General features: G+C 59.9%; 14 protein-coding genes. 10 read left to right on the plus strand and 4 right to left on the minus strand.

Going from position 1 to position 12,289, the window contains the following annotated elements; translation table 11 throughout:
• From ACK4TM_RS09530 to recO, 3 genes are all read left to right on the plus strand, one after another.
• Positions 1–544: GTPase Era (locus ACK4TM_RS09530; protein WP_409700281.1), on the plus strand; the 544-nt coding region annotated here is incomplete at its 5' end.
• The gene (locus ACK4TM_RS09535) at positions 541–867 is read left to right on the plus strand and encodes a DUF1491 family protein (RefSeq protein WP_409700284.1); all 327 of its coding nucleotides are present in this window, start codon (positions 541–543) and stop codon (positions 865–867) included. The genes ACK4TM_RS09530 and ACK4TM_RS09535, both read left to right, overlap by 4 nt.
• Before the next feature lie 52 nt (positions 868–919).
• Positions 920–1,651 carry a DNA repair protein RecO gene (gene recO, locus ACK4TM_RS09540; RefSeq protein WP_409700287.1) on the plus strand — a complete coding sequence of 244 codons (732 nt, stop codon included), beginning with the start codon at positions 920–922 and terminating at the stop codon, positions 1,649–1,651.
• Here the strand turns inward: recO and ACK4TM_RS09545 are convergent.
• Together ACK4TM_RS09545 and ACK4TM_RS09550 are read right to left on the minus strand one after the other, a co-directional pair.
• On the minus strand, positions 1,648–2,667 hold the full coding sequence (locus tag ACK4TM_RS09545; RefSeq protein WP_409700290.1) for an NAD-dependent epimerase/dehydratase family protein: 1,020 nt from the start codon (positions 2,665–2,667) through the stop codon (positions 1,648–1,650). The genes recO and ACK4TM_RS09545 overlap by 4 nt on opposite strands.
• Positions 2,668–2,722: 55 nt before the next feature.
• A complete protein-coding gene (locus tag ACK4TM_RS09550; RefSeq protein ID WP_409700293.1) occupies positions 2,723–4,408 on the minus strand; it encodes an acyl-CoA dehydrogenase family protein in 1,686 nt (561 codons plus the stop codon).
• A 148-nt stretch (positions 4,409–4,556) separates the two neighbouring features.
• Here ACK4TM_RS09550 and ACK4TM_RS09555 point away from each other — a divergent pair, with 148 nt between their 5' ends.
• Complete coding sequence (locus tag ACK4TM_RS09555; protein ID WP_409700296.1) at positions 4,557–5,327, plus strand: sulfite exporter TauE/SafE family protein; 771 nt, start codon at positions 4,557–4,559, stop codon at positions 5,325–5,327.
• Between the two features lie 40 nt (positions 5,328–5,367).
• Here the strand turns inward: ACK4TM_RS09555 and ACK4TM_RS09560 are convergent, their stop codons facing one another.
• Positions 5,368–5,898 carry a DUF3859 domain-containing protein gene (locus ACK4TM_RS09560; protein ID WP_409700299.1) on the minus strand — a complete coding sequence of 177 codons (531 nt, stop codon included), beginning with the start codon at positions 5,896–5,898 and terminating at the stop codon, positions 5,368–5,370.
• A gap of 77 nt (positions 5,899–5,975) precedes the next feature.
• Positions 5,976–7,574 (minus strand): phosphoenolpyruvate carboxykinase, encoded by a 1,599-nt coding sequence (locus ACK4TM_RS09565; protein WP_409700302.1) that lies wholly within the window; start codon positions 7,572–7,574, stop codon positions 5,976–5,978.
• Positions 7,575–7,857: 283 nt separating this feature from the next.
• Between ACK4TM_RS09565 and ACK4TM_RS09570 the strand changes: the two genes are divergently transcribed.
• From ACK4TM_RS09570 to ACK4TM_RS09595, 6 genes are read left to right on the plus strand one after another with little or no spacing between them, the layout of a single operon-like run.
• Positions 7,858–8,559 (plus strand): response regulator transcription factor, encoded by a 702-nt coding sequence (locus ACK4TM_RS09570; RefSeq protein WP_409700306.1) that lies wholly within the window; start codon positions 7,858–7,860, stop codon positions 8,557–8,559.
• 3 nt (positions 8,560–8,562) lie between these two features.
• Positions 8,563–10,296: a sensor histidine kinase gene (locus ACK4TM_RS09575; protein WP_409700309.1), complete on the plus strand. Its 1,734-nt coding sequence runs from the start codon at positions 8,563–8,565 to the stop codon at positions 10,294–10,296.
• A gap of 9 nt (positions 10,297–10,305) precedes the next feature.
• Positions 10,306–10,728, plus strand: a complete 423-nt coding sequence (locus ACK4TM_RS09580; RefSeq protein ID WP_409700312.1) for an HPr kinase/phosphorylase — start codon at positions 10,306–10,308, stop codon at positions 10,726–10,728.
• Positions 10,725–11,627, plus strand: coding sequence for an RNase adapter RapZ (gene rapZ, locus ACK4TM_RS09585; protein ID WP_409700315.1), 903 nt, complete (start codon positions 10,725–10,727; stop codon positions 11,625–11,627). The genes ACK4TM_RS09580 and rapZ overlap by 4 nt, the downstream gene beginning before the upstream one ends.
• Positions 11,624–12,019 (plus strand): PTS sugar transporter subunit IIA, encoded by a 396-nt coding sequence (locus ACK4TM_RS09590; RefSeq protein ID WP_409700318.1) that lies wholly within the window; start codon positions 11,624–11,626, stop codon positions 12,017–12,019. The genes rapZ and ACK4TM_RS09590 overlap by 4 nt, the downstream gene beginning before the upstream one ends.
• Positions 12,016–12,285, plus strand: a complete 270-nt coding sequence (locus ACK4TM_RS09595; protein ID WP_409700321.1) for an HPr family phosphocarrier protein — start codon at positions 12,016–12,018, stop codon at positions 12,283–12,285. Before ACK4TM_RS09590 ends, ACK4TM_RS09595 begins: the two co-directional genes overlap by 4 nt.
• Positions 12,286–12,289: the final 4 nt, after the last annotated feature.

Raw genomic sequence — 12,289 nt, forward strand, 5'->3', positions numbered from 1 at the left:
CAACAAGATCGACAAGGTGAAATCCGAAGGCCTGCTTGCCCTGACACGCGACATGAACGAGGCGTTTCCCTTTGCCGAGACCTTCATGATTTCCGCTGAGCGTGGCCATGGCTGTGATGCTTTGCGCGCCTGGCTGGTCGAACAGGTGCCGGAAGGTCCGTGGCTTTACCCCGAAGATCAGATTGCCGATCTGCCAATGCGCATGATTGCCGCCGAAATGACCCGCGAAAAGCTGACACTGCGGCTGCATCAGGAACTGCCCTATGAGCTGACGGTCGAGACCGAGAATTGGGAAGAACGCCCCGACGGATCGGCCCGGATCGACCAGCTGATCTATGTCGCGCGTGATGGCCACAAGGGGATCGTGTTGGGCAAGGGCGGCGAGACGATCAAGGCCGTCAGTCAGGCCGCCCGCGCCGAGATCATGGAATTTGTGGGGCGACCGGTGCATCTGTTTCTGCAGGTCAAGGTCCGCCCAAACTGGCTTGAGGAAAAAGAGCGCTATTCCGAAATGGGGTTGGATTTCAAAGACGGCAATACATGAGATTGACCGCCGACATCTGGGTGTCGGCCTATCTGACCCGCCTCCGTCTGGCGGCGATTCCGGCCTTTGTCGTGGCGCGTGGCGATGCGACGGCGGGGGCTGTCATGGTCAAGCTCAATACGCTGGACGGGCGCGCCTGTTGTTATCAGCGCAGTTTCGATCTGATGACCGGCGAGCGCCAATGGGTCGTTCTGGCCGAAGGCGGTGAGGCGGATGTTGATCTCTCGATCCAGCGCCAATGCAGCTTTGATCCTGACCTCTGGGTGATCGAGGTCGAGGACCGGCAGGGGCGGCATCTTTTGGATGAAGATGGGTTAAAATGACTTTGATGCCGCCGGCGGGAGTATTCTTGGAAAAAAGAAGCTGGGGGTCTAGATGATCACCTGGCGGGATGAGGCGGCGGTATTGTCTGTCCGCGCCTTTGGTGAGACATCGGCGATTATTGAGGTGTTCAGCCCGGTGCATGGGCGTCACGCAGGCGTCGTGCGCGGCGGGACCAGCCGCAAGATAGCGCCTGTGTTGCAACCCGGGGCGCAGGTCACGGTCAGCTGGTCGGCGCGGCTGGATGATCATCTGGGGTCATTTGCGGTGGAACCTGTCCGGTCGCGGTCTGCTGCGGCGATGGGCGACCGGCTGTCGCTCGCGGGGCTGAATGCGGTCTGCGCGCTGCTGGTGATGGTCCTGCCGGAACGCGAGGCGCATCTGCCGCTTTATCATCGCACCATATCTTTGCTGGATTTGCTGGGTCAGCCCGATGTCTGGCCTTTGGCATATCTGCGATGGGAACAGGCATTGTTGGAGGAGATGGGGTTCGGGATGGACCTGTCGGCCTGCGCGGCAAGCGGGGTGAATGAGGATCTGGCCTTTGTCTCCCCCAAGTCGGGCCGCGCGGTCAGCCGCGATGCGGCGGGTGTCTGGGCGGACCGTCTGCTGCCCTTGCCGCCGGTGCTTGCGGGCAAGGGCGATGCATCCGGCGCGGAAATTGCCAAGGCCTTGGGAACCACCGGATTTTTTATCGAAAACCGCCTGATCAAGGGATTGGGGGATCGCCCGATGCCGGCGGCGCGCGCGCGTTTGATCGATGCGATCCTGCGGTTGGAGGCTTAGACCCGTTTGTTATCGATCAGCCAGGCCGCTGTCGCCACCACGGATTTGTTCACCTGCCGCATCCCGCGTCCCAATGTGGCCATCGCGCGGCTGTTGTCCATTCTGTCCTGTCTTCCAAGCGATGGCACGATGGTGCGGACCGCCGGGTCGAACCTTGCCAGAAGACGCACGATGAAATCAGGGGCGACCCGCGTGACGATGCGCCGGGCGGGATAGGCCGCTTTGATCGCCTGCGCCATTTCCGTGAACCAGATGAAACGGTCCACCGCCATGATCCTTTGTCCATGGGTGCCGGGCTGGTCGATCACGCGGACATGCAGTTCCGCGACATCCTGCACATCGACGGCGGCGAAGCCGAAATTGGGCAGCATCGGGTCCTTGCGCCGCAAAATCCGGGCAATGACGCCGACCGAACTGCCATAGCGCACGTCGAGCGGCGCACCGACAACAAAGCCGGGGTTGATGACTGTCAGCCGCAATTCGGGGGCTTCATTCGCGATGAAATTCCAGGCGGCCATTTCGGCCAATGTTTTGGATCTGGTATAGGCGGTGATCGTGGGATCATCTGGGTCGGTCCAGTTGGTCTCGTCGTAGGACACATCGCCCGATGGCAAAGATGATCCGCTGATCGCGGCGGTCGAGGATGTCATGATCACGCGTGTAACGCCCGCCGCATGTGCTGCACGCAGGGCGCGCAATGTGCCGTCCACGGCGGGGCGGATCAGATCATCGGCATTGTCAGGCTGGGTGATCGGAAAGGGCGATGCCGTGTGCATCAGCACATCGACACCCGTCAGCGCGGCGGTCCAGCCGTCATCGCAGGTCAGATCGACCTTCACGAAATCCAGCCGGGCGTCAAGATCCGCGATATGCGGGGCGAGTGCGGCGCGGATCTCTGCCCCGCGCGCAAGGTCCCGGACCGTGCCGCGAACATGATAGCCCGCCTGCAACAACTGCAATGCGATGTGTTTGGCGATATAGCCGGAGGCACCCGTCAGCAGGACAATCGATGGCATGGCGGGTTCCTTTGTCATTTGCAGGCCCTTATCAAGCGCGCGGGCCGCAGACAAGTTACCCCAGCACCCGCCGCGCAATCACCTGTGCCTGAATTTCTGCGGCCCCTTCAAAGATGTTCAGGATGCGCGCATCGCAAAGGATCCGGCTGATCTTGTATTCCAGCGCGAAACCGTTGCCGCCGTGGATTTGCAGCGCATTGTCAGCGCAGGCCCATGCGACACGCGCGCCGAGCAATTTGGCCATTCCGGCCTCCAGATCGCAGCGCCGGTCGTTATCTTTTTCATGGGCAGAAAAATAGGTCAGTTGGCGCGCGACGGCGATCTCGACCGCCATCATGGCCAGCTTGCCTGCGACACGGGGGAAATCGATCAGCGCAGCGCCGAATTGCTTGCGGTCCTGTGCGTATTGCATGCCCACATCCAACGCCGATTGCGCGACACCCACCGCGCGGGCGGCGGTCTGAATGCGCGCGGATTCGAAGGTTTGCATCAATTGCTTGAACCCCTTGCCGCTTTCGCCGCCCAGCAGGTTGTCGCCCTTGACCATGAAGCCGTCGAAGGCGAGTTCATATTCCTTCATGCCGCGATAGCCCAGCACCTCGATCTCGCCACCGGTCATACCTTCGGTGGGAAAGGGGTCATCTTCGGTGCCGGGGGTCTTTTCGGCCAGAAACATCGAAAGCCCGCTGTAATCTGTGGTCGCCGGATCGGTACGCGCCAGCAGGGTCATCACATGGGTGCGGGTGGCGTGGGTGATCCACGTCTTGTTGCCGGTGATTTCCCAATCATCGCCGCTTTTCACCGCGCGGGTGCGCAGTGATCCAAGGTCGGACCCGGTATTTGGCTCGGTGAACACCGCTGTCGGCAGGATTTCAGCAGAGGCAAGGCCCGGCAGCCAGTACTGTTTCTGTTCTTCCGTGCCGCCACACAGGATCAGTTCGGCGGCGATTTCGGTGCGTGTGGCCAGAGAGCCGACGCCGATATAGCCGCGCGCCAATTCCTCTGACACCACGCACATCGACGCTTTGGACAGGCCGAAACCGCCGTATTCTTCGGGAATGGTCAGGCCGAAAACGCCCATTTCCGCCATCTCGTCGATGATCGCCAGGGGGATCAATTCGTCCTTGAGGTGCCAGTCATGTGCATGGGGTTCGACCTTTTCCAAAGAAAAGCGGCGAAATTGTTCGCGGATCATTTCCAGCTCGTCATCCAGCCCGGACGCGCCTACGGTCAGATTGGCGGATTGATCCTGCATCAGCGCGACAAGGCGCATTCTCGCGTCCTGTGTGTTGCCCCTTTCGGTCAGCGTCATCACAGCAGGGATCATCATTGCGCGCATGTCGTCTTGGGACAGGCCGATGTCCTGCGGTCGGGCAATTTCATTCTGGCTCATCGGGATGCCGCCGTAGATCTGCCAAAGGTATTCACCAAAGGCGATCTGATGGATCAGCTGTTCCACCTCACCGAATTTGCCATCCGCCTGAAGCCGTTCGGCCCAGCCCTGCATCTGGGTCAGGGATTGGGCATAGGTCGCCAGCCAGGCAAGGCCGTGGGCGGCAGTTTGATGTTTGTCGATCATCTTGGCGCTGACACGGCCGTCCACATTGACTTTGGCGCGCACGGCGGCCTTGGCAAGGTTCAGCACCTTGTCCACGGCGGGCAAGGCCGCGCCTGTCAGGTCCAGCAGATCAGCGAGGATCGGACCTTTGGTCATGTGAATATCCTGTCCGTCATGTGGCATGGCGTCTCTCCAACCAATTTGCAGGTGCAGAGATAAACACTTTGCAGTTGCAGCGCAATATTAATTCATAAATTGACACGCGTGTGAATGAAAATGTCGCACGCGATTTCGTGATGCGCAGGGGCGGGAAACAGCCTAAAGACACAGCATGTCATATATCTTCAGCGTCATCACGCCCGAATTATTCGCTTTTGCCTGTCTGGTCACCTTGCTTGGCGGGTTCGTCAAAGGGGCCGTCGGCTTTGCCATGCCGCTGATCATGATCTCGGGCATGGGGATCGCCATTGCGCCGGAACTGATCATCGCGGGAATCGTGCTGCCGATCGTGGTCAGCAACGTCTGGCAGGTCGGACGCGCCGGCATGGGGCAGGCGCGCGAGGCGGTGATCGAACACTGGCGCTATATCGTGCTGGTCTGCGTGATGATTCTGGTCTCGGCGCAGTTTCTGCGCCTGATTCCGACCGATACGCTGTTTATCGTGCTGGGCGTGCCCGTGGTGGCGCTGTGTCTGATCCAGATCGCGGGCTGGCGGCCTATCATTCCCGCGCATCTGCGGCGCGCGTTTGAATGGGCGGCTGGGATATTCTCGGGCATATTGGGTGGGCTGACGGGAACTTGGGGGCCGCCGACGGTGCTGTATCTGCTGGCGCTTGGCACGCCGCGTGACAGGCAGATGTCGGTGCAGGGCGTGATCTATGGGCTGGGTTCGGTGATGCTGTTCATGGGCCATGTCCAGTCGGGTGTGCTGAACGCGCAGACATGGCCGTTTTCGGCGGCGCTGGTCGTGCCGGGCTTGCTGGGGATGTGGCTGGGGTTCAAACTGGGTGATCGTTTCGATCCCGACAGGTTTCGTAAAGTGACACTGTGGGTGCTGGTGATCGCGGGCGCCAACCTGATCCGGCGCGGGGTGATGGGCTGAGCCTGTCGATCTTTCGTGGTGCAAACGCCCCCGGTCAGCGTCAGGACAGCAGGTCGAGATAGCCGCAAGCCTCTGCCAGTCCGGGCAGCGCCTCGGGTGGAACCACATCGAAACTGACAGTGAACAAGGCCTCGTCCGCGTGGCTCGCGGTGAAGGTCCAGGTGCCGGTCACGCGCTCGTAGTCTTCGTCAAACTGGTAAAAGGTCATCGACGGATCGTCGCCGCTGATCCATGTGACGTAGCTTTGCTGCGTGACGCGGGTATCGCCCATCGGGGGATGCGTTACGGTCATGGTCACGCCGGACAGCCCATCAGGGTTGGCCGCTTGCGCCTTTACCCCGAACCCGATGCCAAGCACGGCAGGCACCTGGCGTATTTCAGCAATGAATGGTGGGTCTTCTGCCACGATATGGGTGCTGCCTGCGATCGTGTCCGGCGCGGGGCTGGTCCCGATGACAGGCGGGCCGCAGACCACCCCGGCGGTCAGCGCGGCGATGGACGGGCTGACCACATCGTCATCTGTCTGCGCTGCCCCGGCAAGGGGCGACAAAAAAAAGAGCGGGAGGATCATGCGCATAGCGCGACTATACCCCGCTACGCCGCAGTGTCGAGCAGGGGGTCAGGTGGAACAGGTTCCACCTGACCCAATCAGCCGATAGCTGCCGCTTTTACATCTTCATCGATGAAGGGCACGTATTTTGCGAAATTATCGCTGAACATCGCAACCAGCTTGGCTGCCTGCGCGTCATAGGCGGCAGGATCAGACCATGTGGCACGCGGGTTCAGCAGGTGCGAATCCAGACCATCCACCGAAACCGGCACGTCAAAGCCGAAATTCGGGTCTTTGCGGAAGGTGCTTTCGATCAAGGTCCCGTCCAGTGCGGCCGCCAGCAAGGCGCGGGTCGCCTTGATCGGCATCCGCGATCCGGTGCCATAGGCGCCGCCGGTCCAGCCAGTGTTCACCAGCCAGCAGGTTGCGCCGTGGCTAGCGATCTTGGACCGGAGCAGGTTGCCATAAACCTCTGGCCTGCGTGGCATGAAAGGCGCGCCGAAACAGGTGCTGAAGGTCGGTTCCGGCTCGGTTACACCGCGTTCGGTCCCTGCCACCTTGGACGTGAAGCCTGAAAGGAAGTGATACATGGCCTGCGCCGGTGTCAGCCGCGCGATGGGTGGCAGCACGCCGAACGCATCGCAGGTCAGCATGATGATATTCTTGGGATGCCCGCCTAAAGCACTGTCCGACGCATTCGCGATGTATTTCAGCGGATAGGCGCAGCGCATATTGGCGGTCAGGCTGTCATCCTCGAAATCCAGTTCCATCGTTTCAGGATCGAAGACCATGTTTTCAATCACGGTATGGGGCTTGAAACAGGTGGCGTAGATATCTGGTTCGGCCTCGGCGCTCAGGTTGATGGTCTTGGCATAGCAGCCCCCTTCAAAATTGAAGGTGCCGCGATCCGACCAGCCATGTTCGTCGTCCCCGATCAGCACGCGGGCCGGGTCGGCGGACAACGTCGTCTTGCCGGTGCCGGACAGGCCAAAGAAGACAGCGGTATCCACGGGATTGCCCGGCGCATGATTGGCGCTGCAATGCATCGGCATGATGCCTTTTTCGGGCAACAGGTAGTTCAGCAGGGTAAAGACGGATTTCTTGTTCTCGCCCGCGTATTCAGTGCCGCCGATCAGGATCAGCTTTTTGTCAAAGTTCAGTGCGATCACGGTTTCGGTTCGGCAGCCATGTTTGGCTGGATCGGCCTTGAAGGTCGGGCAGTTGATGATGGTAAATTCAGGCGTGAAACCCGCCAGTTCCGCCGCATCTGGGCGTCGCAGCAGGTGACGGATGAACAGCCCGTGCCATGCCAGTTCCGTCACCACCCGCACATCCAGACGATATGCCGGATCTGCGCCGCCGAACAGGTCCTGCACGTGATAGGTGCCGCCGCGCATATGCGCCAGCATATCGGCATGAAGCACGTCGAACGCATCAGCAGCCATCGGGGCGTTATTATCCCACCAGATCGTATCTTCGACCAATGGGGTGCGGACGACAAATTTATCCTTGGGAGAACGGCCCGTATGTTTGCCGGTCGTGACCAGCAGGCTACCGCCTTTGCCAGTGACGCCTTCACCTGCGGCAATGGCCGCGTCATGCAATTCGAATTCAGAACTGTTGTAATAGACATAACCCAGCCCTGTGATGCCTTGATGCTCAAGTTTCATCTGCGGGTTGACCGTTCCTTGGTCCATGGGTTCGCTCCTATGTGATACGGTCGGAATGACCGGCGGTCTCTTCCCATACCACCAAGCTTTGCGAACCGGAAAGTCCGGTTTGCGGACGTTAGCGCAACCAAATGGATGTTAGCGCAACCAATTTGCCCGACCATGACACTTCAGGCATAGCATGGTAATTTTGAAGCGATTATGGCGAAACTAAGGCCAAATTTTCTTTGGGGATTGATTCGCCTAGATAAAAGGCTGACACTTCATTAAACCTTTGAAAGCTGGCCATAATGAGAGGGGCAAACCGCTGATGCCGAGGATCGCACTCGTTGATGATGACCGGAACATTCTGACCTCTGTGTCGATGACTCTGGAGGCTGAAGGCTTCGAGGTGGAAACTTATAGCGATGGTCAGTCCGCCCTTGATGCCTTTACCAAGCGGATGCCGGATCTTGCCGTTCTGGATATCAAGATGCCGCGCATGGATGGCATGGACTTGTTGCAGCGGCTGCGGCAAAAGACATCCATTCCGATCATTTTTCTGACATCCAAGGATGACGAAATCGACGAGGTGCTCGGCCTGCGCATGGGGGCGGACGATTACGTCAAGAAATCTTTTTCGCAACGCCTGCTGGTGGAACGGATCCGCGCGCTTTTACGCCGCCAGGATGCGATTGCCGGCGAGGTAATCGAAGAAACCGAAGAGACAAAGGTCATGGTGCGCGGCGATCTGGTCATGGACCCTTTGCGTCATGCGGTAAAATGGAAAGGTCAGGACGTATCGCTGACCGTGACCGAGTTCTTATTGCTACAGGCGCTGGCGCAACGTCCGGGTTTTGTCAAAAGCCGTGACCAACTGATGGATGTGGCCTATGATGATCAGGTTTATGTGGATGACCGGACAATCGACAGTCACATCAAACGGCTGCGCAAAAAAATGCGCAGTGCAGATAACGAGTTTTCCGCGATCGAGACGCTTTATGGCATTGGGTACCGTTATAACGAAGCATAGGGCATGACGACGGCCCCAAAGATTGATGTGCGCGACCTGAAATCGGTACGCCGCGCCGCAGCTATGCCCGATGTCGTGTTGGGCGAAGACTGGGTGGACCCTGACGCCACCGGGGACGGTTCCAAATATATCACGATGCCGAAACGTGGTCTGGTTGCGATGCGCAATTCGCCGATTGCGCGCAAGATCGTCATGTTCAACCTGATCGCGATGATCCTGATGATCGCAGGCCTGCTGTATCTCAATTCATCGCGTGAAAGTCTGGTTTATCAACGCGCATCTGGTTTGGTCAGCGAAGCCCAGTTGATCGCCAATGTGTTCGAGGCGCAATTGCCCGGCGGAGCGCCGGTCGATGTGGTCACCGCAGACGGGATCAACCCCACCGCCACGCTTGACCAGTTGCATCTGCGTGGCGGTGTGGATGTGTCGGTTTTCGCGCCGGATACGACACTTGTCGCGCGCCGGACCGGCCCGCTGTCGCCGCGCCAGATCGAAGATCTGGAAGCACAAGTCGGGCAGACCATGATCATTGACACGCTGGGGGCGATCGTTGGTGGCATCGTGGGCCTGTTCCAGCGCAGCGATCCGCAATCGGCACAACAGGTCATGGACGGATTGCTGGCCGAAAGCGTCGGCAATGCCGTGCGTAACGGCACACAGGTGAAGTTTTCCGAAGTCGCGGGAAGCACCTTTTTTATCGTGACCACGCCGGTGCTGCGCGACGGCGCGCCGATCGCCGTTGTGGCGATGACCACCGCCGCGGGCGAGGTGGACCGCCTTGTCCGGCGCGGTCGCGAAGAAGTGTTGCGCCTGTTTCTTGTCGGGATGGCGGTCAGTATCGGGCTGAGCCTTGTGCTGGCGTCGACCATCGCCAATCCGCTGGCCGACCTGGCCTCTGCCGCGGAAACCAGCCATCAGAAGAACGCGCGCAAGATGTCCCCAGTGCGCGTCCGGATTCCGGATCTGACCGCACGCCCTGATGAAATCGGCCGCCTGTCCGGGGCTTTACGCGGGATGGTCTCGGCCCTTTACGACCGGATCGAAAGCAACGAACAATTCGCCGCCGATGTTTCGCATGAGATCAAGAATCCGCTCGCCTCGCTGCGGTCCGCCGTGGGCACGATGCGTGTCGCGAAACGCGACGACCAGCGTGAAAAGCTGCTTGAGATCATCGAACACGATGTCCGTCGACTGGACCGTCTGGTGAGCGATATCTCCAACGCATCGCGGCTGGACAGTGAACTGGTCAAGGAAGAAGAAGAAAGCTTTGACCTGAACCACATGCTGCGCGATCTGCTTGACCATCTGGGACAGGACGCCAAGGCGCGCGGTATCGATTTCATGGCGGATGTGCCGGACACGCCCATGCCGATGCGCGGGCTGGAAGGGCGGCTGGCGCAGGTCTTTGTCAACCTGATCAGCAATGCGATTTCCTTTTGCGAAAGCGGTGACGCGATCCGGGTCTGGACGCGCAGCCGCGACAACCGGGTGCTGGTCGTTGTCGAAGATACCGGGCCGGGTATCCCGGAAACGGCGCTGAAGAAGATTTTCCAGCGTTTCTATTCCGAACGCCCCGAACGTCAGTTCGGCAATAATTCCGGTTTGGGTCTTGCGATTTCCAAACAGATCGTCGAGGCGCATGGCGGGGTGATCTGGGCCGAAAACATCCGACCAACCGAGGCTGACATCACCTCCGAGCCCGCAGGCGCAAGGTTTGTCGTCGGTCTGCCGCTTTGACGAAATGTGATGTTTAACACAGTGATCCACGGCACCTGCGTGGCTTGGGCTGACAGCGCTGTGTTGATCACCGGGGCAGCGGGGCAGGGCAAATCCGCCCTGGCGTTGCAATTGATGGCGCTGGGACTTGTGCTGGTGGCCGATGACAGGGTCGCGTTGCGTACGGATAATGTTCGCCTGCTGGCGGAATGCCCACCCAGCATCGAAGGCCTGATCGAGGCGCGGGGTGTCGGCATCCTGAAGGCCGATTTTCAGGCAAAGGCGTGCGTGAATCTGGTGGTCGATCTGAACCAGACAGAGGATCAGCGCCTGCCCGAATTGCGGATGACACGGATTTGTGGCTGCGACATTCCCTTGATAAAGCGTATCGAAGGGCCACATTTTGCCGCAATCATCATGCAAATCCTCAAGGCAGGCTGGAGCGACAGATGACCGAAGACCGCCAGACCCAACCCACCACCGTCCTTGTGACCGGCCCGTCCGGCGCTGGCCGGTCCACCGCGATCAACGCGCTGGAGGATCTGGGTTATGAGGTCATCGACAACCTGCCCCTGTCGCTGCTGCCGCGGTTGTTGGATGGACCGCCCCCCAGCCGCCCGCTGGCGCTGGGTCTTGACGTGCGCAACCGCGATTTCGGGACTGACGCGCTGATTGCGACGATTGACCAGTTGGCGGCGCGCAGCGATCAGGTGATGCAGGTTCTGTATCTGGATGCGGATGAGGAAGAACTGGTCAAACGCTATTCCGAAACGCGCAGGCGGCATCCTTTGGCCCCTGCGGGCCCGCCTTTGGCCGGGATCGCGCGGGAACGTGACCTGCTGGTGCCGGTGCGCAGTCGGGCGGATGTGCTGATCGACACCACCGGCCTGTCGCCGCATGATCTGCGCGCCGAGATCAGCCATTGGTTTGCCACGCCAGATGGGCGCAATCTGGGTGTGACGCTGCATTCGTTTTCCTACAAGCGCGGGCTGCCGCGCGGCATGGATATCGTCATCGACTGCCGGTTTCTGCGCAACCCGCATTGGGAGGAAGCCCTGCGCGCCCGTGACGGGCGGGATGCGGATGTGGCGGCCTATGTTGGGGCGGACCCGCGATTCGATGATTTCTTTGTGCGGGTAAAGGCGCTGGTGGATCTAGTGTTACCCGCGCACAAGGATGAGGGCAAAAGCCACCTTTCCATCGGTTTTGGCTGCACCGGAGGGCAACATCGTTCCGTCACTCTGGTTGAATGCATGGCCGAAGCCCTTGCGGAGGACGGCTGGCATGTGTCTAAACGTCACCGAGAGATGGAACGCCGCGACACGTTATCCAGTAAGGAAAGACAGGCTTGATCGGAATAGTCATCGTAGCACATGGCCGATTGGCGCAGGAATACCTGTCCGCCGTCGAACATGTTGTGGGGCGCCAATCGGGTATGGTCAGCATCGCCATCGGGCCTGAGGATGACCGCGCCCAGAAACAGGCCGAAATCTGCGACGCTGCCGATGCGGTCGATACCGGGGCGGGTGTCATCATCGTGACGGATATGTTCGGTGGATCGCCCGCCAACCTGTCACTTCGCGCCTGCAGCCCAGCGAACCGGAAAATCCTTTATGGGGCCAATCTGCCGATGCTGATCAAACTGGCCAAATCGCGCAAAAGGTCGGTGCCCGATGCGGTCGAAGCGGCGATTGCCGCAGCGCATAAATATATCAACAGCCATAACGGCGGCATTGCCCAATGAACGCAGCGACCCTCAAGATCGAGAATATTAAGGGCCTGCACGCCCGCGCCTCTGCCAAACTGGTCGAGGTCGTGGAAAGTTTCGACGCCGATGCCACCGTGCGCAAGGATGGCGAAAGCGCCAGCGGCGACAGCATCATGGGGCTTTTGATGCTGGCCGCGTCCATCGGCACCGTGATCGAGGTCGAAACCCGTGGCCCGCAGGCGCAGGAACTGCTTGCTGCGATCACGGCGCTTGTGGCGGATAAATTTGGCGAAGGCGACTGACGGT

Source organism: Yoonia sp. (assembly GCF_046292185.1).
In the GTDB taxonomy this organism is placed as follows: Bacteria; Pseudomonadota; Alphaproteobacteria; order Rhodobacterales; family Rhodobacteraceae; genus Yoonia.

Bases quoted from the DNA above. Each gene is read 5' to 3' on its own strand.
- ACK4TM_RS09535 (WP_409700284.1), top strand. From the start codon at position 541: ATGAGATTGACCGCCGACATCTGGGTGTCGGCCTATCTGACCCGCCTC.
- recO (WP_409700287.1), top strand. From the start codon at position 920: ATGATCACCTGGCGGGATGAGGCGGCGGTATTGTCTGTCCGCGCCTTT.
- ACK4TM_RS09545 (WP_409700290.1), bottom strand. From the start codon at position 2,667: ATGCCATCGATTGTCCTGCTGACGGGTGCCTCCGGCTATATCGCCAAA.
- ACK4TM_RS09550 (WP_409700293.1), bottom strand. From the start codon at position 4,408: ATGCCACATGACGGACAGGATATTCACATGACCAAAGGTCCGATCCTC.
- ACK4TM_RS09555 (WP_409700296.1), top strand. From the start codon at position 4,557: ATGTCATATATCTTCAGCGTCATCACGCCCGAATTATTCGCTTTTGCC.
- ACK4TM_RS09560 (WP_409700299.1), bottom strand. From the start codon at position 5,898: ATGATCCTCCCGCTCTTTTTTTTGTCGCCCCTTGCCGGGGCAGCGCAG.
- ACK4TM_RS09565 (WP_409700302.1), bottom strand. From the start codon at position 7,574: ATGGACCAAGGAACGGTCAACCCGCAGATGAAACTTGAGCATCAAGGC.
- ACK4TM_RS09570 (WP_409700306.1), top strand. From the start codon at position 7,858: ATGCCGAGGATCGCACTCGTTGATGATGACCGGAACATTCTGACCTCT.
- ACK4TM_RS09575 (WP_409700309.1), top strand. From the start codon at position 8,563: ATGACGACGGCCCCAAAGATTGATGTGCGCGACCTGAAATCGGTACGC.
- ACK4TM_RS09580 (WP_409700312.1), top strand. From the start codon at position 10,306: ATGTTTAACACAGTGATCCACGGCACCTGCGTGGCTTGGGCTGACAGC.
- rapZ (WP_409700315.1), top strand. From the start codon at position 10,725: ATGACCGAAGACCGCCAGACCCAACCCACCACCGTCCTTGTGACCGGC.
- ACK4TM_RS09595 (WP_409700321.1), top strand. From the start codon at position 12,016: ATGAACGCAGCGACCCTCAAGATCGAGAATATTAAGGGCCTGCACGCC.